This window comes from Marinobacter xestospongiae, from assembly GCF_023156385.1.
In the GTDB taxonomy this organism is placed as follows: domain Bacteria; phylum Pseudomonadota; class Gammaproteobacteria; order Pseudomonadales; family Oleiphilaceae; genus Marinobacter; species Marinobacter xestospongiae.
On the sequence record NZ_JAKZAK010000017.1, the window covers coordinates 62,479 to 84,289 of the forward strand.

Sequence of the window (21,811 nt, forward strand, 5' to 3'; positions counted from 1 at the left end):
GATTCGGATTTATTCAGGGGCTCGCAAACGTTTATGATAACGCCACAGACGCCGACGAAAGGATCGACATCATGGGCCAGATGGCCGACTTATTTCTGCTGAGGCGATTTGCCCGCATAGGCTGCGGCGCCCTGATGATACTGGCGCTGTATGCCCTGGCGAGCGGCCTCTGGGTGGCCGGCGTGGCGGCACTGCTGGCAGCGGCACTGATCTGGACCACTCCGGCCTTTGGCCCGGACCGGCCACGCCAGCCCTGGCAGTCGCTGACCCGGGGGTTACTGATCGCCCTCACCCTGCTGCTCTGCGGCAGCCTGTGGCAAACGCCCTGGACCATTGGCCATTGGCTGTATGCCCTGCCACTGATCGCGTTCGGTCTGCTGCCGCTGAGCTGGGCCTCGCTGCTGAGCCTGTTCTGCGTGGGTGCGGTGATGGGGGCCAACCAGGTCGCCGTGGGCGATCCGGTTCGACACCAGTTCATCAGTTCGCTGCTGCTGACCCTGGCTCTGTCCGGCCTGCTGGTGTATCTGCGCGAGTACAAGGCCCGACAACTGGCGCCACTGCGGCGCACCGACGAACTCACCCAGGCCGCCAGCCGGGAATACCTGTCCGCCGACCTGCACAAGGAAATCCAGCGCAGCGAGCGTGAAGGCACCGACATGTCGGTGGTGCTGATTGGCCTGGACAGCCACCTCAGCGACAGCGATGCCGACGAAGACATCCGCTCGGTGCTGCCACGAATCGGACGCTTCTTGCATTCGCAACTGCGGGACTTTGACAGCTACTACCGCGTTGCCGACCTGCAGTTCCTGGTGATCCTGCCAGGCATCGCCACCGCCGACGCCGCCCAACGTGCCGAACAGATCCGCAAAGGACTGGGCACCCTGTTGGGCTCCCATGGCCTCAAGCTCACCGCCAGCGCCGGGATCGCCGGGCTCAACATTGGCGATGACGCCGACAGCCTGCAGCTGTCGGTGGGCAACGCCCTGCGTCGGGCGCAACAGCAGGGCGGCAACCGCGTCCAGTCCTACAGCACCTGGTCTGAGTCCCAGGCAACACCGGCCAAGGGAGTCACACCGTGACCGAAACCCGCCTTCGCACCTACACCCACCTGGCGGGCTACGGCCTGACCACCCTGTTCATTGCCGTGCTGGCGATGCAGAACCTGCGCTACGGCTTCTACCCACTGTTCTATCTTGCCAGCGGCCTGGCCCTGCTCACCCTGGCGGGCATAGCCTACACCGTCCTGGCCCGGCGCCAGCAGCTAAGGGCCCCCGGCCACGGTTTCATTCTGGCGGCCCTCAACGGGATTGTCGTGGCCGCCCTGTTCACCCTGGACCACGCCGATATCAGCCACTGGTGTCTGCCTCTGCTGATGCTCAACCTGTTGATCCTGCCGTTGCGCCACGGCCTGATCCTGTCGCTGCTGACGGCGACCCTGCTGACCCTGTTCCTGCTGATCCACCAAAGCCTGTCGGACGCTGTGCTGGTTGGCTTCGCCGCCATCATCCTGATCAGCGCCGGCGCGCTGTACATCTGGCATTACGACCATATGGCCCAGTCAGCCGAGGACCTGGCCATTACCGACCCGGTCACCGGTGCCCACAACGCCCGCTTCCTGGACGAAACCCTGCAGAAGGAAATCAGCCGCAGCAACTTCACCGGTCACCCGCTGTCGGTGATCGCCCTGGGCATGGATTACCTGGACCAGAACCGGGATCTCCACGGCGAAGCCGGCCTGGCGGTGTTCTATCGCGAGGTGACCCAGCACCTGTTCGGTGTCATCCGGGCGGGCGACACCCTGTACACCCTGGGCCAGGGCGAGTTTTTCCTGATCCTGCCGTTTACCCCCGAAGAAGGCGTTCGCGTGATCGCCGAGCGGGTCCGACGCTCCATCGCCGAACGGGAGTGGCCGGTGGTGGGCAGCACCACCTTCTCCCTTGGCAGCACCACCCGGATTGACAGCGACAACCTCGCCGACGCCCTTCGCAAACGGGCCTGCCATGCGCTTTCAGAGGCCCGCCGACGAGGTCATGATTCGATCTGGTACAGTGTCGGAGAGCCGCCCAGCGCATGACCGGCGACAGCCTTCAACCCCTGCTCGACTGGCTGGCGGCCCACCCTGGCTGGCTGGCGCTGGCCCTGGCACTGGTGGCTTTCCTGGAGTCCCTGGCGATTGCAGGGATCGTGGTACCCGGGGTCGCCATCCTGTTCGCCATTGCCGCCCTCGCCGGGCAGACCGGGATGCCCCTGTGGCAGGCGCTGACCTGGGCCGGGCTGGGCGCTGTCGCCGGTGACGGCATCAGCTTTTGGCTGGGCCGGCGCTTTCAGGGCGGGCTGGACCGGGTCTGGCCGTTTCGCCGCTACCCCGGCCTGCTCGACCGGGGGGAACGGTTCTTCCATCTTCATGGCGGCAAGAGCGTGGTCATCGGCCGCTTCGTCGGCCCCATTCGTCCGGTCATACCGCTGGTGGCCGGGGCATTGATGATGCCGTCCCGCCGATTCCTTGCCTTCAACATCCTGTCAGCAATCGGCTGGGCGCCGGCCTACATTCTCCCGGGTTACCTGGTGGGCAGCGCCCTCGGCCAGCACCTCGACCTGCCGCCGCATTTCTACCCGGTACTCGGCGGCAGCCTGCTGGTACTGATGGCGATCTACCTGATGCTGTTCCGGTTCCAGCTGGGGCTCAACAGTGACAGTCGGCTGTACCAGCAACTGGCGACCCTGATGGCCCGCTACAACAGCACCCACCGGTTCTGGCGCGGGCTCAGCAGTGAGCGGCCGGCCTCCGGCGGGGAGTTTCCGCTGCCGTCGCTGATGCTCGCCCTAGGCTGCGGTGCGCTGTTTCTGATCTGGTCGCTGCTGGTATCGGCAACCAGTCAACTGGATGCGCTCAATCACTGGACCGCCGGCTTCTTCAGCATCCTGCGCCACCCCTGGCTGGACCCGGCCATGGTGCTGCTGACCCGGATCGGCGACCCGCCGGTGCTGCTGGCACTGGCACTGATGGCGGCCCTGGCCCTTGGCTTTCGCGGTTACTACGCCGCCGCTGCGCATGCTTTCCTGGCCTGTGTCGCCACCACCATCCTGGTCGCCGGCATGAAAGCGGGTTTTGCCATTCCCCGGCCCGAGCTGGTCGCCCAGCCGCCCGGCTCGGGCGCCTTCCCCAGCGGCCATACCACCGGCATCACCGTTACCCTGGGGCTGCTGGCCAGCTTTGTCGCCAGAGAGTTCGGGGCCCGCCGACGCTGGCGGATCTATCTGGTGTTCAGTGTGCCGATGGTGCTGATCGCCCTGTCACGGCTTTACCTCGGGGTGCACTGGTTTACCGATGTGGTGGGTGGGCTGCTGCTGGGGCTGTCAATCTGCGGTTTCGTGCGTGCCAGTTACAGCCGCTATGATCAGGTGCCGCTGGGAATGGATGTGGTGCTGGGCCTGGCGCTGCTGATCTTGACGGGGTGGGTAACCGGCTATCTGGCGATTACCTGGGATACTGCCATGGCGGCCTACCAGCCGCGGTAGCACGGCGCGCGGCGGTGAGTTAAACAGCGGCGTTTCAGTCCAGCTCGTCGACCAGTTCGGCCAGTTGCGCCAGCCGCTCGACCGGATCGTGCAGCTCCAGCAACCGCTGTTTTTCGTCCTTATGAATTGGCAGCAGCTCGGTCAACCGCCACCCCACCATGCGGGCATCGGCATAGTCCACAGCCATCTCCAGTTCCCGGACCACCGGATGCCGGCACAGCGCCTTCAGTACCAGCGGCAGCTCGCCAAATTCATCTGGAACCGCCACCTCGGGCTCGTCATCCAGCGGTGTCAGGTTGCCCAGGTGAAGACCGTCGGGCGCCTGCCAGCTGTGCTCGACCACGACCTTGCGGTCGCCTTCCACGGTGATGCCCAGCAGGCCATTTTCCAGCTGACGGAAATCCACGATGCGAACATAGGTGCCAATGTCATAGAACGAGGCCTGGGGGGTGGCTTCGCCACCTTCCCGCAGCAGCACCACCACGAAGCCCCGCTCTTCCTTCAGGCAGCGGGTCAGCATATCGATGTATCGCGGCTCAAACAGCTGCAGCGGTATCCGCCCCTGGGGCAGGATGACGGAATTGAGGGGAAACAGCGGTACGTGCTGGGTTGGCAGAGTCACGGCGATTGCAGCTCCAGGCTAGTGAATCGACAACAGTTGCTGGACCTCGTCGATCCGGGCCCGGGCTTCCGTCAGCAGCTTGAGGCTGCGGGACACGTTCAGTTCCAGCTCGCCCAGGCGGCGGTAGGCCGGCACCTGCTCAAACCGCGGCAGGTTGGCGCTCTGATTGGCGCCGATCAAGGCATGCAGGCGGGCGACGATGACCACGTCCACCAGTTGCGGTGCGGCCTCGCGGCACTCGTACTCCCAGTCGTCGGCGTAGCGGGCGGTTTCCACGAAGCTGGCCGGGAAGTTCCAGTTCTCCAGCACCGCGGCACCGACGTCGCCGCGCAACTCGGTGATCGCCCGCTTGAGGTTGACCTCATCGGCAAAAAGGTTGACGTGGCGTTCGGCATGCACCACCACCGGCACCACACCAATGTCGTGCAGCAGCCCCGCCAGCAAGGCCTCTTCCGGGTTGATCCGGGTGACACTGTCCGCCAGTACCCAGGACAGCGCCGCCACTTCCCGGGACCGTTTCCACAAATCTTCCATGGTTTTCTGCAGTAACGGCTGGCGACTCTGGAACACTTCCCGTAACGCGAACACGGTCACCAGCTGCCGGGTGGTGTTGGTGCCCAGCCGCACCACCGCCTCACGAACGTTGCGAACGTCATTGAAACCCCGGTAGAGCGGACTGTTGCAGGCCCGCACCAGCTTCGCCGCCATCGACGGGTCGGCGGTGATGGCGCTGGCAATCTGGTCGGCGGTGGAGTCTTCCCGATCCGCCATGCGACGCACTTTCCAGGCCACATCGGGCACGCTCGGCAGGGTCAGCTGGTTGGAGCGCAGATCGGCGTAGAACTCCATCATCAGCTGGTGCTCTTCGTCGGGTTCTCCGCCCTCGTCAGTGCTGCTGTCCATGTCCACCTGATTCACCGGCGCGGTTCGCAACATCTGGTTCAGCACATCCTGCTCCACCACCAGGAATTCGCAGGGCTGGGTGGCAAGCACGTCGTACATTCGAGGCTGCAGGCGGGCAACGGCATTAACGGCCTGGTCACTGCCCGCCTGGATACGGGAGCGGCGACCGTCGATCGACTCCAGCTCCACCGACCCCGCCAGCAGGAAGAAGTCCAGTCCGTCCCGGGCGCCCCGCTCCATGACCTTCTGACCAGGAGCCAGCTTGCGATGTTCGGCACGGCTGGCCAGCAGGACCAACTGATCGTCGGTCAACCGGTTCAACGGCTGAAACTGCTTGAGACGACGAGCTGGCGCGGTTTCCTGGCCAGACATAAGCACTCTCCTTCAACATGAGTTCTGAGGGACGGATGGTGGTGATCCGACAGAGCCAGACCGCAGAACGGCCATGATGTTCCCTATCCAGAGGGAAACGCGGCAACACAATGTTAACCATTGTAATATCACCAGTACAAAACAACCACGGCATTGACTTTTCTGTTGACCTGCAGCTGCCGAAGATTTCGGTCAGAGATGGTCCGGAGTTAATCAGAGGCGCCTTAAGCCTTTATTGCCCTAGCAACACCAATAGGGGAATCTGGTATGCTCTGAGGTTACCCCGGGCCGTCTTTTACTCGACGCGCAGAACCGACGAAGTGACGCTGACACCGGGGGCTGCGTAACTCACCGATGACGAGAGATCCATCCCGATGCCACAGTACCGCTCAAAGACTTCCACCGCCGGCCGCAATATGGCTGGCGCCCGCGCGCTCTGGCGTGCCACCGGCATGAAGAACGAAGATTTTGGCAAACCGATCATCGCAATCGCCAACTCCTTCACCCAGTTTGTGCCCGGCCACGTCCACCTGAAAGATCTCGGCCAACTGGTCGCCCGGGAGATTGAAGAAGCCGGCGGTGTGGCGAAAGAATTCAACACCATTGCAGTGGATGACGGCATCGCCATGGGTCACGACGGCATGCTGTACTCGCTGCCTTCGCGGGAGATCATTGCCGACTCGGTGGAATACATGGTCAATGCCCACTGCGCGGACGCCCTGGTGTGCATCTCCAACTGCGACAAGATCACCCCGGGAATGCTGTTGGCCGCCATGCGCCTGAACATTCCCACCGTTTTTGTTTCCGGCGGACCAATGGAAGCGGGCAAGACCAAGCTTTCCGAGCACAAGCTCGACCTGGTGGACGCCATGGTGATTGCCGCAGATCCCAACGCCAGCGACGAGCAGGTGGAAGAATATGAGCGTAGCGCCTGCCCCACCTGCGGCTCCTGCTCCGGCATGTTCACCGCCAATTCCATGAACTGCCTGACCGAAGCCATCGGCCTGTCGCTGCCGGGCAACGGCTCATTGCTGGCAACCCACGCCGACCGCGAGCAGCTGTTCCTGCAGGCCGGTCGTCAGATCGTCGCCAACGCCAAGCGCTACTACGAAGAAGACGACGCCAGCGTACTGCCGCTGAGCATCGCCTCCATGGCGGCGTTCGAGAACGCCATGGTGCTGGACATTGCCATGGGCGGGTCCACCAACACAATCCTGCATCTGCTGGCCGCCGCCCAGGAAGCCGGCGTCGACTTTGACCTGAGCCACATTGACCAGCTGTCCCGCAAGGTACCCCAGCTGTGCAAGGTCGCCCCCAACTCACCCAAGTACCATATGGAAGACGTCCACCGGGCCGGCGGCATCATGGGCATCCTGGGTGAACTGGACCGGGCCGGATTGCTCAACACCAGCCTGCCAACCGTGCACAGTAAAACCCTGGGCGATGCCCTGGACGCCTGGGACATCATGCGCCAGCCCTCCGAGGCGGTGGTGGAAATGTACAAAGCCGGGCCTGCTGGCATCCCCACCCAGCAGGCCTTCAGCCAGAGCACCCGCTGGCCGTCGCTGGACGGCGACCGCGCCAACGGCTGCATCCGATCGCTGGAGAATGCCTACTCCACCGAGGGCGGTCTCGCGGTGCTGTACGGCAACATTGCCGAAGACGGCTGCGTGGTGAAAACCGCAGGTGTGGATGAGAGCATCTACGTCTTCGAGGGGCGGGCACGGGTCTATGAAAGCCAGGACGCCGCGGTTCACGGCATTCTTGAGGATGAGGTCCAGGCCGGCGAGGTGGTGATTATTCGCTACGAAGGCCCCAAAGGCGGGCCGGGCATGCAGGAAATGCTCTACCCCACCAGCTACCTCAAGTCCAAGGGGCTGGGCAAGAACTGCGCGCTGCTGACCGACGGCCGTTTCTCCGGAGGCACCTCCGGGCTGTCCATCGGGCATGCCTCACCGGAAGCCGCGGCAGGCGGTGCGATCGGACTGATCGAGAACGGTGACACCATCGTGATCGACATCCCCAACCGCAGCATCAATGTGCAGCTCGACAAGGACGAGCTGGATCGCCGCCGTGCTGAACGCGACCAGCAAGGCTGGAAGCCGGCACAGCCCCGCGCCCGCAAGGTATCGGCGGCGCTCAAAGCTTACGCCCTGCTGGCCACCAGTGCCGACAAAGGCGCAGTGCGGGATCTCAGCAAGCTCGACTGATCCCCCAGCACGCCATCAGGCAGGTCGGCGCCAGAACGTGGCGTCGACCTGCTGTCACCGGGGACTGCAGGCCGAGACACACAGAGTCACCGAGACTCAGAAGAACGACCAGCCGCCGTCCTCGTCTTCCTCGATCACATCGTCTTCCACCACCGCGTCTTCCGGCTCGGGCTCAGCCGCAGTGCTCGCGGCAACCGGCTCATCTTCGGCACGGGGCGCAGCGGCCAGCTTCACTTCCACCATGCCCAGGGCCTTCTTGGTGGGCTCATCCAGCTCTCCGCTGACCTGAAGCCCGGCCTGATCACGCTGAAAAGCCCGCAGTGCAGCGCGGGTACTGTTGTCCATGGAGGCGCTGACATTCCGGATGTCGTAACCGGCGCCGTAGAGGGCATTCTTGAGGGCGACCACATCGTTGGCGGCCGTCGCGGGCAGCGACACCATGGCGGTGCCCGCGGCGAGCACGGATGTGGCGATAAGGGAACGGAGGTCTTTCAACGAGTGCATGCCTGTCTCCTGGATATCATCCTTATTATTGTTGGGGCCGCGAGCACGGCACAAGAACACGGCGCCCGCAATCACCATATCACAGAGTCAGAGCGACCGCCTGTCGACAGGTCTGTGTCCGTCAGGTCGCCGACGAGTCGTCGTCAGGTAGATCCCTGGGCCCCAGTCCCAGGGTGGTGTCATGCTCACCGAACTCGCGAATGAAGATACCCCAGAACGCCATGAACAGTGCCGCCACCAGCGGCCCCATGACAAAGCCATTGATGCCGAACATCACGATTCCGCCAAGGGTCGACAGCAACACGATGTAGTCCGGCAGCTTGGTGTCACGTCCCACAAAAATCGGCCGCAGGATGTTGTCCGCCAGGCCAATCACCACCACCCCAAACGCCGTCAGCACGGTGGCCTGCACCCAGTCGCCGACCGCAAACAGATACACCGCGGCCGGCACCCAGACAATGGCCGCCCCAACCGCTGGCAGCAGTGAGACGATGGCCATCACCACCCCCCACAGCAGCGCGCCCTTGATCCCGAGCACCCAGAAAATAAAGCCCCCCAGGGCCCCCTGAATGATGGCGATCAGCAGGTTGCCCTTGACCGTGGCCCGGGTCACTTCGGCAAACTTGGCGAACAACAGCCGCTCGCGGGCATCCCCCAGCGGCAGCGCCTTGATCAACAGCTCCACCAGCTTGTGACCATCCCGCAGCAGGAAGAACGCGAGGTACACCATCAGCGCCAGACTGAGGAAAAACTGAAAGGTGTTCTGCCCCACCCCCAGGGCCTGCTTGGCGAGAAACTGACTGCCGCCAACGAATGCATTGACGGCCCGCTCCCGCAGCCCACTGAGATCGATGTCGAACTGGCTCAACAGGGACTGAATGGCCGGAAATGACTGGGTTACCTTGTCGATGTACTCCCCCGGCCGCAGCTCGCCGTCCTGGATCTGCTGATACAGCGATACCCCTTCCGCCACCAGCGAGGTGATCAGCACAATCACCGGAATCACCACGATCACCATACACAGGGTGAGGGTCAGCAACGCCACGGTGTTGGGCCGGTCTCCGATCCGGCGCAGCAACCACTGCTGTACCGGGTGGAAGATCAATGCAATCGCCACCGCCCAGAAGATCGGGCCAAAGAAGGGCTTCATCAGCAACACGAAGGCAAGCGACACCCCAACCAGCAAGGCCAGAAAAGTCCGTGTTTCCAGTTTTTCGTACATTCGCAGTTCCTCAAGGTTATCCGTGGCGGGGCCGGCGGACAGAGTAACGGATCAAACACCAAAGGCACCAGCGCCAGGACAGCGACTTGGCAACAACACCGCCATTGGGGTTATAGTGAAAGGTTGTTGCCTGGGAACATCAGGTCGTGAACGTTTCGGATGATTACCTGTCCGATCTGCTGCGCCGGTTCCCGATGACTGAGTCAGAAAGGGGTTCCTTCGTTGGAAGCCACGGATTTCAACATCGACACAGCGCTTGAGGCGGCCCTGGCGCTGAACCAGGTGCTGGCCGCCCGCCGCCACCGCCGCAAGGTGCTGGGGCAGGACGTCCTGGTGCCAGGCCAGCTGGGCGACGCCCTGCACCTGCCCCGCATTGTCCGGCGTCTGCAGAGCAAGCAGAGCCGGCAGCGGGAGTTGGGCCTGGAGGACTTCCAGGCGCTGTGGCCAACGCTGTCCGCCGGTACCCGTGACAAGGTGCTGGATGGCCTGGGGTGGTATGACCCCAAGGAACTGGACTGGGACGACAAGCGCTCCAACCGGCGCCCCGTGCCAGGCCAGGATGACTGAGATGTAATCCGAAACCATCACCCCCGTGGTATAAGGGAGAGCGGTACCTATCAGAATCAGTAATAGAAGGAAAATTGTCACATTGCGCGAGTAATGTGGACAATCCAGAGGAGGAAAACAATGGATAGACAAGAGTATTTCGAAGCCATTCTGGTCGAGGGGAACGCCGTTCCCACCCTGCAGTGCGGCCATTGCCATTCAACACTGTCCCGCGCACGGATCTTTGCCAACGACGGCGATGACCGTTACCAGATTCCCTGCAACACCATCGCCCTGTGTTCGGCCGACGATTGCGGTGCCGTCAACTGCTGCGATTCAGCCCTGTCCAAGCTGGAAAATCCAGACGTTTTGCTGCAAATCGCATCTTGAATCAAACGGCCAACGCACTGTTACGCAAACCAAACACTACGAGTTCTCAGCTGCTATATCCTGATTGATATCTGGCCGGAGCGTCCGGTCACGCAACCACTCAGTCAGGACAGTCGATGGCATGCGTATTCTGAGAACCGACGAGGCCCGCTTTACCGGCCTTCCGGACTACCCGTTCACACCCAACTACCTTGAAGTTGAACCGGGTCTGAGGATGCACTACGTGGATCAGGGCCCCCGTGACGCGGCGCCGGTTGTCATGCTGCACGGTGAGCCTTCCTGGTCCTACATCTACCGCCACATGATCCCCCCTGTGGCGGCCGCGGGCCACCGGGTACTGGCTCCGGACCTGATCGGTTTCGGCAAGTCCGACAAACCCGCCCACCTGTCTGATTACAGTTACGAGCGTCACATGCAGTGGCTGAACCAGTGGCTGGATGCATTGAACCTCGACAACATGACACTGGTATGTCAGAACTGGGGATCACTGCTGGGCCTGCGTCTGGTGGCCGAGCAGCCCCACCGGTTTGAGCGCATCATCATCGGCAACGGCATGCTGCCCACCGGCGAGCAGCGGCCGGCGGCGTCGTATTCACTGTGGAAGGCGTTTGCCACCTACAGCCCCTGGTTCCCGATCAGTCGCATGGTACAGCTGGGCACCGGTCGTACCCTCAGCACCCAGGAGCTGGCCGCCTACGAGGCGCCGTTCCCCAGCAGCGAGTTCAAAGCCGGTGCGCGGGCGTTCGCCAAACTGATTCCTTCGTCCCCCAACGACCCGGCCGTGGCCGCCAACCAGGCCGCCTGGAAACAGCTGGAGCGCTGGCACAAGCCGTTCATCACCTGCTTCAGTAACGGCGATCCGATCAGCCGGGGCAACGACCGCTACATGCAGCGCCGCATCCCCGGCGCCCATGGCCAGCCCCACATCACCCTGCGCGGCGGTCACTTCCTGCAGGAGGACGCCCCGGAGGCGTTCGCCCGCATCATCAACGATGCCTGCCGACCGGAACTGGCCGCCTGATACCGGCGGCCACCCTCTTCGGGCCGACCAGCCTTAGCCAAACACCGTAACCGTCTGGCGACTCAACGCCACCAGCTCGCCCGACGCACTCCAGATCTGCGCCTGGGTGTGACCGTACCCGGCCGCCGCCTGATCGATGCTGGCGCGGTACAGCAGCCAGTCGTCCGGCGCGAGTGTCGGCCGCGGGTAGACAAACTCCAGGGTCCAGCTCAGGGAGCTGGCCGGTGCCGGCTGCTTCAGATGGGGCAACAGCGCCGGCGGCCAGGCATCCACCAGCGCCACCAGGTGAGCATCGGTCAGCGCCTCGGGCTGCTCCCGGAAACGCATCCAGCCCCCCATCTCCCGGCTGTCGCTCCCGGAGAACGGCAAGCCGCCAAAGGTCCAGCGCATGTCCAGGTGCTGAATGAAATCCGGAGTAATGCCCGGCAGATGCGGCAACGCCTTCAGGCTGTTGGCGGACGCCACCTCGGGTGCACGATCACCCGCTACGGCAACAGCGGACGCCCGTGAGCCACCGAAGCTGCCCAGCATGGCCAGCCGGACTTCGCCCTGTTGCAACATCCGCCCCTGCACCTGACTCACCGCCTTGCCTTCTCGCAGGACCTCAACCTCGATCTGTACCGGCTCATCCGCCGCCACCGGACCCACAAAGGAGATCTGCAGAGCTCGCATGGCGCGGTCCCCGGTAACCGCCTGCTGCATCTGTCGGGCCACCACCGCAGCCACCAGACCTCCGAAGGTTGCCCGCCCCTGGGCCCAGCTGGCAGGAAACGCCAGCTCCCCGGAACCCGCCGCCGTAAGCAGTTCATCAAATTGCATTGCACACTCCTCTTCAACCTGAACTAAGTTAGGGTCAACCGGTACTACGCTAGGATCAATATGAACTACATTAGGATCAGCAAGTACTACGTTGGGGTCGGGATACACGACCTCCGCCTCTAACACTGATTTGGCCCCAACACCAAGGGCCTACGGCCACTGAAGGGCCGGCCAGAATGACCGACCGCACCGCTCAGGGCAAGCCGGCCCCGGCATCTACCTATGGTTACCAAGGGGTCATTCATATATAAAAGCGGCCAAAACCGCTATAATGAAATCGATGCGTGCGCCCACCCTGCGGCGCCCCCTCCACTTCCGAGTAATTTGATGTCTACAGAATCCTTTGCCGAGCTTGGCCTTGATGCGGCCGTTCTCGAGGCCGTCACGGCCATTGGCTACGAAACCCCGTCGCCCATCCAGGCCCAGTCCATTCCGATCCTGCTGGGCGGCAAACACCTGCTGGGCATCGCCCAGACCGGTACCGGCAAGACCGCAGCCTTCGCACTGCCGCTGCTGAGCCGTATCGACGCCTCCAGCAATCACCCCCAAATCCTGGTGCTGACGCCAACCCGGGAGCTGGCCATTCAGGTTGCCGAAGCGTTCAATAGCTACGCCAGCCGGTTCCGCGATTTCCATGTTCTGCCGATCTACGGCGGGCAGGATTTCTATCCCCAGCTCAAGGCCCTCAAGCGTGGCGCCCAGGTAATTGTTGGCACCCCGGGTCGGACCCTGGACCACCTGCGTCGCGGCACCCTCAAGCTTGATCGCATCAAGGCACTGGTGCTGGATGAAGCCGACGAGATGCTGCGAATGGGCTTCATCGACGATGTTGAAGCCATCCTGGCCGCCACCCCGGCGGACTGCCAGCGGGCGCTGTTCTCCGCCACCATGCCGCCGCAGATTCGCAAGGTTGCACAGACCTACCTCAGCGACGCCCAGGAAGTTAAGATCGAGAGCCAGACCCGCACCGTCGAGCGGATCTCCCAGTTCATGCTGCCGGTCTACGCCGAACGCAAACTTGATGCCCTCACCCGCATCCTGGAAGTGGAACCGTTCGACGCCGCCATCATCTTCGTGCGCACCAAGGCCGAAACCGCACTGCTGGCTGACAAGCTGTCCGCCCGCGGCCATGCGGTTGCGCCCCTGAACGGCGATCTCAACCAGCGCCAGCGTGAACAGACGGTCGAAGACCTGAAACGGGGCAAGAAAGACATCGTCATTGCCACTGACGTCGCCGCCCGCGGCCTGGATGTCCCCCGCATCACCCACGTCATCAACTACGATGTGCCTTACGACAGCGAAGCGTACATCCATCGGGTAGGCCGTACCGGTCGCGCCGGTCGCAGCGGCAAGGCCATCCTGCTGGTCACCCCGCGGGAGCGCAGCTGGCTGCGCACCTTGGAGCGGGCCACCAACTCACCGATGGAGGCCTACCAGCTGCCGTCACCGGCGGATCTGCTGAAGCTGCGGGAACAGCAGTTTGAAAGCCAGCTGCTGGGCTTTGTGGAAGACCCCAAACTGGCCAAGGCCATGGCGCTGCTGGATGACATCGCCGAGCGGAACGACATGGACATCGCCATGCTCGCCGCGGCACTGGCCTGCGGCATGGAGGCGGGTCAGCCCGGCCTGCTGCCACTGGAGCAACCGGCGGATCTGCCGATTCCCTCTGCGGCACCGCGCCGCAAACAGGGTGGAGGCGGTCGCCCCCACGACAAGCGCCGTGGTCCGCGTCCGGGTCAGAAGCCTGGTTTCAAGAAAGGGCCGAAGGGTCGTGGTCGCCCGGACGGCTACAAAGGCAAGAGTGGCGGTGGTAGCAACGGCGGTCGTCAGTCCGACCGCAGGCGCTGATACACCACGAAGCTGTAGTCGTAAGGGTTGTTATCGGACGCGGAGAAATCCTCCCGTCCGATTTCCTCCCACTGATCCCAGTCCACTTCCGGGAACCAGGCATCACCCTCCACCTCTGCGTGCACCTGGGTGATGTACATCCGATCCACTTGCGGCAACGCCTCGGCGTAGATCTGGCCGCCGCCAATCACCATCACCTCGTCACCTCCCTCCAGCTCCGCCTGGGCTTCGGCCTTGACCAGCGCCTCGGCCAGTGAGCGCACGGTGGGAATGCCTTCCGGCGCGGACCACTGCGGATTCCGGGAAATCACCACATTCAGCCGTCCCGGCAAGGGCCGCCCAATGGATTCCCAGGTCTTGCGTCCCATGATGATCGGCTTGCCCATGGTGGCCTGCTTGAAGTAACGCAGATCACCCGGCAGGTACCAGGGCAAGGCGTTGTTGCGGCCGATCACCCGGTTGCGGGCCATGGCGACGATCAGGGCAGTTCTCATATCAATCTCTCGGTTCTTTCAGTTACACCACTAAATGGCAATCGGAGCACGGATCAGCGGCCAGGGTTCGTAACCCTCGAACTCGAAGTCATCCAGCTGATAGTCAAAAATGCTGTCCGGCCGCCGGCGGATCACCAGCTTCGGCAAAGCCCGGGGTTCCCGCCCCAGCTGTTCGAATACGATGTCGTCGGTGAGATGGTTCTGGTACAGGTGACAGTCACCGAAGGTGTGAACAAACTCCCCCACCTCCAGATCACACTGCTGCGCAATCATGTGAGTCAGCAGGCTGTAGGAGGCGATGTTGAAGGGCACACCCAAGAACAGGTCGGCGCTGCGCTGGTATAGCTGGCACGACAGCCGACCGTCCGCCACATAGAACTGGAACAGGCAATGGCATGGCGCCAGCGCCATCCGCCCCTGCTCAACGTTGGCCTGAGGGGCGATGGTTTCATCCGGCAACTCCGCCGGGTTCCAGGCCGACACAATCAGCCGGCGGGAATTGGGTTTGCTGCGAATCTGTTCGATAACATCGCTGATCTGGTCCACCACCTCACCATTGGGACACTGCCAGCTACGCCACTGCTTGCCGTAAATCGGCCCCAGGTCGCCATTCTCCAGCGCCCACTCGTTCCAGATCGAGACCTTGCGCTCTTTCAGCCAGGTGTTGTCCGTCGAGCCGTTCAGGAACCACAGCAGCTCATAGATGATGCTGCGCAGGTGGACCTTCTTGGTGGTGACCAGCGGGAAACCCTTGGCCAGATCAAAGCGGATCTGGCGGCCGAACACCGAGCGGGTGCCAACGCCGGTGCGGTCGCCCCGGTCGGTCCCATTGTCGACCACGTCCTGCATCAGTTCGAGATAGGCTTTCATCAGGTGTTTCTCCGATAGGCAAATACAATCAGGCCCAGGCCGGCCAGAATCATCGGCAGCGACAGCAACTGCCCCATGGTCAACCAGTCAAACGCAAGATAACCGAGCTGGGCATCCGGCTGGCGCACAAACTCCACCAGAATCCGGAAACAGCCGTACAGCACCAGGAACAGGCCAGACACCGCCATCGTCGGCCGTTTACGGGAAGAGAACCACCACAGCGCGATGAACAACGCCACTCCTTCCAGCGCAAACTGGTAAAGCTGGGAAGGATGCCTCGCCAGCAGGTCTGGCGCCTGGGGAAAGACCATGCCCCAGGGCACATCCGTGGGGCGGCCCCACAACTCGCCATTGATGAAGTTGCCGATGCGGCCGGCCCCCAGACCCACCGGCACCAGCGGCGCCACGAAGTCCGCCAGCTCAAAGAAGGTGCGTCCAATCTTGCGGGCATACCACCACATGGCCACCATGACCCCCAACAGGCCACCGTGGAATGCCATGCCGCCTTCCCAGACTCGGAACAGCCACAGCGGATCGGCCAGGAACTGGTCAAAGTTGTAGAACACCACATAGCCGAACCGGCCGCCGAGAATCACCCCCAGGGCGATGTAGAACAGCAGATCCCCCATCTGCTCCTCATTGAGGGGAGACCAGGGCTTACGGGTACGCAGCCGCCCCAGCCACCAGCCCACCAGGAAGCCCACCAGATAGGTCAATCCATACCAGTGCACTTTCAGGGGCCCCACAGAGATGGCGACCGGATCAAACTGGGGATGACGAAGCATCGATTACCTCAATTGTCAGCAGATAAATGGGTCAGGCCAGACGACAGCCGGCCGATGATCAGGTCTCAGTGAAACAGGAAGCGCACGCCCACCACGATCAGCAGCAGTGCGAAGATCCGCTTCAGCAGGCGGGCATCCAGCCGGTGGGCCAGATTGGCGCCAACCCGGGCGAACAGCACGCTGGTCAACACAATGCCAAGCAGTGCCGGCAGATAGACATAGCCCACGCTGTACTCAGGCAACTGGGGCTGGGACCAGCCGGTCGCCAGATTGGTGAGCGCACCGGCAACCGCAATCGGCAGACCGCAGGCCGCCGAGGTGGCCACCGCCTGCTGCATACGCACATTGCACCAGCTCAGAAACGGTACTGTCAGGGTTCCGCCGCCAATACCGAAGATCGCCGAGGCCCAGCCAATGCCGGCGCCGGCAGCCCCCAGCCCCGTACCACCCGGCACATCACGACTGGGACTGGGGTTTACTTCCAGCAGCATTTTCAGCGCCACCAGGATGACAAAGATCCCAATGATCAGTTCCAAGGCCGCACCGGACAATAGTGAAGCTGTCCAGGCACCGAGCACCGCCCCCAGCACAATGCCAACAGTCATCGGTCGGAACAGATCCCAGCGAACCGCTCCCTTGGCGTGGTGGGTACGCACCGAACTGATGGACGTGAACACAATGGTCGCCAGCGACGTTCCCACCGCCAGGTGCGCGGCCACATCCGGGGTCACACCCTGAAGCCCGAAACTGAAGATCAGCACCGGCACGATCACCAGACCGCCACCAATCCCGAACAGCCCCGCCAGGGTGCCGGCCAGGGCGCCCAGGCCGAGATAGAGAGCAAACAGAACCAGCAGCGACATTGGTCGATCATCCCGCCTGAAAAAACAAGGCTGGTATGATACACAAGCGCTGTCGAGAACACATTCCGCATCCCGCCGGCCGTTACAAAAGGACGCCCTATGTGCCTGATCGCTTTTGCCTTGGGACAACACCCCGACTACCCGCTGGTGGTGGCAGCCAACCGGGACGAGTTCCATCAGCGCCCCACCGCCGCCATGGACTGGTGGCCCGAGCCCAACATCCTCGCCGGTCGCGACCTGCAGGCCGGCGGCACCTGGCTGGCAGTGACCGCCAATGGCCGCGTGGCGGCGGTCACCAATGTCCGGGAGGGCACGCCGGAGCCGGCCCGGCTGAGCCGTGGCGAGCTGCCATTGCAGGCGCTCGCCAGCACCGAGGCGGTCAGCACCCACCTGGCACAGCACGGCACCGACTACGGCGGCTTCAACCTGGTGGTGCTGGGCACCGGGGGGCGACTGGACCAGGGTTGGTACTACAGCAACCGCGATGCTCACCCCGGCCGCCAATTACACCGGGCCAGCTACGGTCTCAGCAACCACCTACTCCAGAGCCCATGGCCCAAGCTGCTGCGATTACGCCAGGCGGTGATGACCACCCTGATGCTGGCACCGGCGGATGACACCTCCGGTCTGCACCAGCGGCTGATCCGACCATTGCAGGACCAGACCCCGGCACCGGATCACGCCCTGCCGGACACCGGCGTTGGCCTGGCTACCGAGCGCTTTCTGTCGTCCCCTTTCATCGTGGGGGAGCACTACGGCACCCGCGCCACCACCATTGTCACGGTCCGCCGTGACGGCGAAGTGACGGTGACCGAACAGAGCTGGCGCCCCGATGGCCACCCCAACCAGCGGCGACAGTTCTGCTGGCAGCGGGAACCTCTGATATAATCCCGCGAAAAACCGCCTGAGCAATGGGAGAGCCGGCACCATGGCCGATCAGCCAAGCACCACCTCGATTGCCGATTTCGAGAAGTCCCTCAACGAACTGGAACGCCTGGTCCGAGACCTGGAACAGGGGGAACTGTCGCTGGAACAATCCCTCGGCGCCTTCGAACAGGGCGTCAAGCTCACCCGGGACTGCCAACAGGCCCTGAAAGCCGCAGAACAGCGCATTGAGCAACTGGTTCAGCTGGAAGACGGCAGCCTCCAGTCGACACCGTTCAAGCCCGACGAGAACGCCTAAATGGAACAGAACACGGACCATACCCTGGTGTTCCTGGGTTCCTGCCAGGAGAGCGTTGACGCCGAGCTGACCCGCCTGCTGGACCAGGCCAGCGCCGCGCCGGCCCGCTTGCGCGAAGCCATGGCCTATAGCCTGCTGGGGGGAGGCAAACGCATCCGTCCGGCGCTATGCCTGGGCGCCGCCCAGGTGGTGGGGAACAGCGTTGAGGAAGCGCTGGTACCGGCCTGCGCCATTGAAGCGATCCACGCCTACTCGCTGGTACACGATGACCTGCCGGCGATGGACGACGACGACCTGCGGCGCGGTCGCCCCACGGTCCACATTGCGTTCGACGAAGCCACCGCCATCCTCGCTGGCGACGCCCTGCAGACCGCCGCATTCGAATGGCTGGCCAATGCCCCGCAGCTCGATGCTGACACCCGCCTCAAGATGGTGGCGGAACTGGCCCGGGCCAGTGGCCAGAGCGGCATGGTGGGAGGTCAGGCGATCGACCTGGCGTCCGTCGGCAAGGCACTGTCGCTGGACGACCTGGAAACCATGCACCGCCACAAGACCGGCGCCCTGATCGAAGCCAGCGTTCGCATTGGCGCCCTCACCGCCGGCGACCACGCCCGCGAGCGACTGCCGGCGCTGAGCCGCTATGCCCGCGCCCTGGGGCTGGCCTTTCAGGTCCAGGACGATCTGCTGGACATCGAGGGCGACACCGCGGTGATCGGCAAACCCCAGGGATCAGACGCTGCCCGGGACAAGCCCACCTACCCCGCCCTGCTGGGTGTGGACGGCGCCCGCTCCCACCTCCGGGACCTGTTGACCCAGGCCCAGGACGCTCTGGCAGACTGCGGCACAGAAGCCGACCCGCTGAGGGCCATGGCCGACTTCGTGGTGAGCCGCAGCCACTGATCGATACCATCGATCCAGGGCGCGGCCATCCCGTATAATACGGCGGTATCAATCGCCCCCACATAGCACTACCATCGGTAGCAGAACCACGCGGAAAAGACCCAAGCGGATGCAGGATACATACACATTCAAGGAAATCCCCCCGCAGCGCCCCAACACGCCGCTGCTGGACCGGATTGACACCCCAGACCAACTGCGCGAGCTGTCGGCTGCCCAGTTGCCCGAGCTGGCGCGGGAACTGCGCGCCTTCCTGCTGTGGTCAGTCGGCCAGACCGGCGGCCATTTCGGAGCAGGCCTGGGGGTGCTGGAGCTGACGGTAGCCCTGCACTATGTGTTCAACACCCCGGACGACCGCCTGGTGTGGGACGTGGGCCACCAGGCCTATCCTCACAAGATCCTTACCGGACGCCGCGAACAATTGGGCACGATCCGCCAGAAGGATGGTCTCGCGGGCTTTCCCAAGCGCGCCGAGAGTGAGTACGACACCTTTGGCGTCGGCCACTCCAGCACCTCCATCAGTGCCGCCCTGGGCATGGCGATTGCCGCCCGGATGCAGGACACCGGACGCCGCAGCATCGCGGTGATCGGCGATGGCGCAATGACCGCCGGCATGGCGTTCGAGGCGCTCAACCACGCCGGCCACCTGCGGGCCAATATGCTGGTGATCCTCAACGACAACGACATGTCGATTTCCCACAACGTTGGCGGCCTGTCCAACTACTTCGCCAAGCTGCTGGCCAGTCGCACCTACAATCAGGTTCGCGACAGCAGCAAACGACTGCTGGAAGGCACACCGCTGAAGGCGCTGGCCCGCAAGACCGAAGAGCACTTCAAGGGCATGATTGCCCCCGGCACCCTGTTTGAGGAGCTGGGCTTCAACTACATCGGCCCCATTGATGGCCATGACCTGCCGCTGCTGGTGGACACCCTGGAGAACATCCGCGCCCTAGAAGGCCCCCAGTTCCTGCATGTGGTCACCAAGAAGGGCAAGGGCTTTGCCCCCGCTGAGGCCGATCCGGTGGGCTACCACGCCATCAACAAGATCGAACCGGCACCGGCCAGCAAACCCCAGGTGGTGGACAAACCCGCCCAGCCGGCGCCCCGGCCCAAGTACGCCAACGTCTTTGGCCAGTGGCTGTGCGACGCGGCGGAACAGGATGCCCGGGTGGTTGGCATCACCCCCGCAATGTGTGAAGGGTCCGACCTGCTGGCGTTCTCCAAGCGTTTTCCGGACCGCTATTTCGACGTTGCCATTGCCGAACAGCACTCGGTCACCCTGGCGGCTGGCCTGGCCTGTGACGGCGCCAAGCCGGTGGTGGCCATCTACTCCACCTTCCTGCAGCGGGCCTACGATCAGCTGATCCACGATGTCGCCATCCAGGATCTGGACGTGCTGTTCGCCATCGACCGGGCAGGCCTGGTCGGTGAAGACGGCCCCACCCACGCTGGCGCGTTCGACCTCAGCTACCTGCGCTGCATTCCCAACCTGGTGGTGATGGCGCCGGCGGACGAGAACGAAACCCGCCAGCTGTTGCACACCGGCCTGATGCACGACGGCCCCGCAGCCGTGCGCTACCCCCGGGGCACCGGCCCCGGCGTCGACATGCAGCAGACGCTGACCCCCCTACCCCTGGGCAAAGGCCGGATGCGGCGGGAAGGCAAGCGCATTGCCATCCTCAATTTCGGCACCCGCCTGAGTGCTGCCGAGCAGGCCGCCGAGGCGCTGGATGCCACCGTGGCGGACATGCGCTTCGTTAAACCGCTGGACGAGGCTCTGGTGCTGGCACTGGCAGAGAACCATGACCTGCTGGTCACGGTGGAGGAGAACGTCATTGCCGGCGGCGCCGGCAGTGCGGTAGGTGAATTCCTGCTGGCACAGGGCCTGGCTCAGCCCCTGCTGCAACTGGGCCTACCGGATCGCTTTGTCGATCACGGCAAACACGGCGAGCTGCTCAGCGAATGCGGCCTCGACGCCGACGGCATCCGCCAGGCCATCGAACGGCGCCTCGACAGCCTGCCCCAGGGCCAAACCCTGCAGGCGGTGAGATAGATTCCCGACGGGGCCGACGGCCCCGCCGATACCCCGACTAGCCTTCGGGATCGTCGTCCTGATGGGTTTCCAGCCAGTGTCCCAGCTTACTCTGCTTGGTAGCCAGGTAGCCTTCGTTGTGAGGGTTGCGACCAACGTGGAGGGGAACCCGTTCGGCAATGTCGATGCCGTAGGACGTCAGCGCGGCAACCTTGCGGGGGTTGTTGGTCATCAGCCGCAGGCTGCGGATACCGAGGTGGTCGAGCATGTCCTTACACATGCTGTAATCCCGCAGGTCGGCGGCAAACCCCAGCTTCTCGTTGGCCTCGACCGTGTCGGCCCCCTGGTCCTGCAGATGATAGGCGCGGATCTTGTTCAGCAGCCCGATGCCACGACCTTCCTGGCGCAGATACAGCAGGATGCCCCGACCTTCCCGGGCGATGCTGCGCAGGGCTTCTTCCAGTTGGTAGCCGCAGTCACAACGCATGCTGTAGAGGGCGTCGCCGGTCAGGCATTCGGAATGGGTGCGGGCCAGCATTGGTTCGCTACGGTCGAGCTCCCCCAACGTCAGGGCAATATGCTCCTTGCCAGTGTCCGGTTCCTCGAAGCCGTGCATGTCGAAGACACCAAAAGGGGTGGGAAGCCGGCAGGTCTGAACGTAGCGAACGGCCACAGTAAATCCTCGTGGTTAATGCGGTAAGCCGGGCATTT

At 63.5% G+C, this 21,811-nt stretch carries 22 protein-coding genes; 12 read left to right on the top strand and 10 right to left on the bottom strand.

Translation table 11 applies throughout. The annotated features are described in order from the left end of the window. Positions 1–71: 71 nt before the first annotated feature. From MLD24_RS13185 to MLD24_RS13195, 3 genes are read left to right on the top strand one after another with little or no spacing between them, the layout of a single operon-like run. Positions 72–1,079 carry a GGDEF domain-containing protein gene (locus tag MLD24_RS13185; RefSeq protein ID WP_248167035.1) on the top strand — a complete coding sequence of 336 codons (1,008 nt, stop codon included), beginning with the start codon at positions 72–74 and terminating at the stop codon, positions 1,077–1,079. Then, positions 1,076–2,074, top strand: a complete 999-nt coding sequence (locus tag MLD24_RS13190) for a GGDEF domain-containing protein (RefSeq protein ID WP_248167037.1) — start codon at positions 1,076–1,078, stop codon at positions 2,072–2,074. The genes MLD24_RS13185 and MLD24_RS13190 overlap by 4 nt, the downstream gene beginning before the upstream one ends. Next, positions 2,071–3,519, top strand: coding sequence for a bifunctional DedA family/phosphatase PAP2 family protein (locus tag MLD24_RS13195; RefSeq protein WP_248167039.1), 1,449 nt, complete (start codon positions 2,071–2,073; stop codon positions 3,517–3,519). The genes MLD24_RS13190 and MLD24_RS13195 overlap by 4 nt, the downstream gene beginning before the upstream one ends. 34 nt (positions 3,520–3,553) lie before the next feature. Here the strand turns inward: MLD24_RS13195 and MLD24_RS13200 are convergent, their stop codons facing one another. Both MLD24_RS13200 and MLD24_RS13205 read right to left on the bottom strand, forming a co-directional pair. Continuing rightward, positions 3,554–4,141 carry an LON peptidase substrate-binding domain-containing protein gene (locus MLD24_RS13200; protein ID WP_248167041.1) on the bottom strand — a complete coding sequence of 196 codons (588 nt, stop codon included), beginning with the start codon at positions 4,139–4,141 and terminating at the stop codon, positions 3,554–3,556. An 18-nt stretch (positions 4,142–4,159) separates the two neighbouring features. Next, positions 4,160–5,416 (bottom strand): HDOD domain-containing protein, encoded by a 1,257-nt coding sequence (locus MLD24_RS13205; protein WP_248167043.1) that lies wholly within the window; start codon positions 5,414–5,416, stop codon positions 4,160–4,162. 374 nt (positions 5,417–5,790) lie between these two features. On the opposite strand from MLD24_RS13205, the gene ilvD reads away from it, so the two are divergent. Further along, positions 5,791–7,626: a dihydroxy-acid dehydratase gene (gene ilvD / locus MLD24_RS13210; RefSeq protein ID WP_248167045.1), complete on the top strand. Its 1,836-nt coding sequence runs from the start codon at positions 5,791–5,793 to the stop codon at positions 7,624–7,626. Between the two features lie 96 nt (positions 7,627–7,722). On the opposite strand, the gene MLD24_RS13215 is transcribed toward ilvD, so the two are convergent. Both MLD24_RS13215 and MLD24_RS13220 read right to left on the bottom strand, forming a co-directional pair. Beyond that, complete coding sequence (locus MLD24_RS13215) at positions 7,723–8,130, bottom strand: peptidoglycan-binding domain-containing protein (RefSeq protein ID WP_248167046.1); 408 nt, start codon at positions 8,128–8,130, stop codon at positions 7,723–7,725. 121 nt (positions 8,131–8,251) lie between these two features. After that, positions 8,252–9,352, bottom strand: coding sequence for an AI-2E family transporter (locus MLD24_RS13220; RefSeq protein ID WP_248167048.1), 1,101 nt, complete (start codon positions 9,350–9,352; stop codon positions 8,252–8,254). 222 nt (positions 9,353–9,574) lie between these two features. Between MLD24_RS13220 and MLD24_RS13225 the strand changes: the two genes are divergently transcribed. The 3 genes from MLD24_RS13225 (at position 9,575) to MLD24_RS13235 (ending at position 11,309) form a co-directional block, all read left to right on the top strand. Then, positions 9,575–9,919 (top strand): hypothetical protein, encoded by a 345-nt coding sequence (locus MLD24_RS13225; protein WP_227172220.1) that lies wholly within the window; start codon positions 9,575–9,577, stop codon positions 9,917–9,919. 120 nt (positions 9,920–10,039) lie between these two features. Next, positions 10,040–10,288, top strand: coding sequence for a hypothetical protein (locus tag MLD24_RS13230; RefSeq protein WP_227172221.1), 249 nt, complete (start codon positions 10,040–10,042; stop codon positions 10,286–10,288). A gap of 121 nt (positions 10,289–10,409) precedes the next feature. Then, the gene (locus tag MLD24_RS13235; RefSeq protein WP_248167050.1) at positions 10,410–11,309 is read left to right on the top strand and encodes a haloalkane dehalogenase; all 900 of its coding nucleotides are present in this window, start codon (positions 10,410–10,412) and stop codon (positions 11,307–11,309) included. 33 nt (positions 11,310–11,342) lie between these two features. Here MLD24_RS13235 and MLD24_RS13240 read toward each other — a convergent pair whose 3' ends face one another. Continuing rightward, complete coding sequence (locus MLD24_RS13240) at positions 11,343–12,128, bottom strand: acyl-CoA thioesterase (protein ID WP_248167052.1); 786 nt, start codon at positions 12,126–12,128, stop codon at positions 11,343–11,345. Between the two features lie 327 nt (positions 12,129–12,455). Between MLD24_RS13240 and MLD24_RS13245 the strand changes: the two genes are divergently transcribed. After that, positions 12,456–13,976, top strand: coding sequence for a DEAD/DEAH box helicase (locus tag MLD24_RS13245; protein WP_227172224.1), 1,521 nt, complete (start codon positions 12,456–12,458; stop codon positions 13,974–13,976). Here the strand turns inward: MLD24_RS13245 and folA are convergent. The 4 genes from folA to MLD24_RS13265 form a co-directional block, all read right to left on the bottom strand. Continuing rightward, on the bottom strand, positions 13,955–14,470 hold the full coding sequence (gene folA, locus MLD24_RS13250; protein ID WP_248167054.1) for a type 3 dihydrofolate reductase: 516 nt from the start codon (positions 14,468–14,470) through the stop codon (positions 13,955–13,957). The two genes, MLD24_RS13245 and folA, sit on opposite strands and share 22 nt — an antisense overlap. A gap of 30 nt (positions 14,471–14,500) precedes the next feature. Then, entirely contained in the window at positions 14,501–15,340 is an 840-nt protein-coding gene (locus MLD24_RS13255) for a thymidylate synthase (RefSeq protein WP_248167056.1), read from the bottom strand. Continuing rightward, the gene (gene lgt / locus MLD24_RS13260) at positions 15,340–16,125 is read right to left on the bottom strand and encodes a prolipoprotein diacylglyceryl transferase (protein WP_227172227.1); all 786 of its coding nucleotides are present in this window, start codon (positions 16,123–16,125) and stop codon (positions 15,340–15,342) included. Before lgt ends, MLD24_RS13255 begins: the two co-directional genes overlap by 1 nt. 65 nt (positions 16,126–16,190) lie before the next feature. Further along, positions 16,191–16,988, bottom strand: coding sequence for a sulfite exporter TauE/SafE family protein (locus MLD24_RS13265; RefSeq protein WP_227172228.1), 798 nt, complete (start codon positions 16,986–16,988; stop codon positions 16,191–16,193). Positions 16,989–17,087: 99 nt separating this feature from the next. Between MLD24_RS13265 and MLD24_RS13270 the strand changes: the two genes are divergently transcribed. The 4 genes from MLD24_RS13270 (at position 17,088) to dxs (ending at position 21,121) form a co-directional block, all read left to right on the top strand. Further along, entirely contained in the window at positions 17,088–17,876 is a 789-nt protein-coding gene (locus MLD24_RS13270; protein WP_248167058.1) for an NRDE family protein, read from the top strand. A 40-nt stretch (positions 17,877–17,916) separates the two neighbouring features. Then, positions 17,917–18,171 carry an exodeoxyribonuclease VII small subunit gene (locus MLD24_RS13275; RefSeq protein WP_227172230.1) on the top strand — a complete coding sequence of 85 codons (255 nt, stop codon included), beginning with the start codon at positions 17,917–17,919 and terminating at the stop codon, positions 18,169–18,171. Continuing rightward, entirely contained in the window at positions 18,172–19,071 is a 900-nt protein-coding gene (gene ispA / locus MLD24_RS13280; protein ID WP_248167059.1) for a (2E,6E)-farnesyl diphosphate synthase, read from the top strand. A 109-nt stretch (positions 19,072–19,180) separates the two neighbouring features. Beyond that, positions 19,181–21,121, top strand: coding sequence for a 1-deoxy-D-xylulose-5-phosphate synthase (dxs, locus tag MLD24_RS13285; RefSeq protein WP_248167061.1), 1,941 nt, complete (start codon positions 19,181–19,183; stop codon positions 21,119–21,121). 37 nt (positions 21,122–21,158) lie between these two features. Here dxs and ribA read toward each other — a convergent pair whose 3' ends face one another. Continuing rightward, positions 21,159–21,773 (bottom strand): GTP cyclohydrolase II, encoded by a 615-nt coding sequence (gene ribA / locus MLD24_RS13290; RefSeq protein WP_227172233.1) that lies wholly within the window; start codon positions 21,771–21,773, stop codon positions 21,159–21,161. Positions 21,774–21,811: the final 38 nt, after the last annotated feature.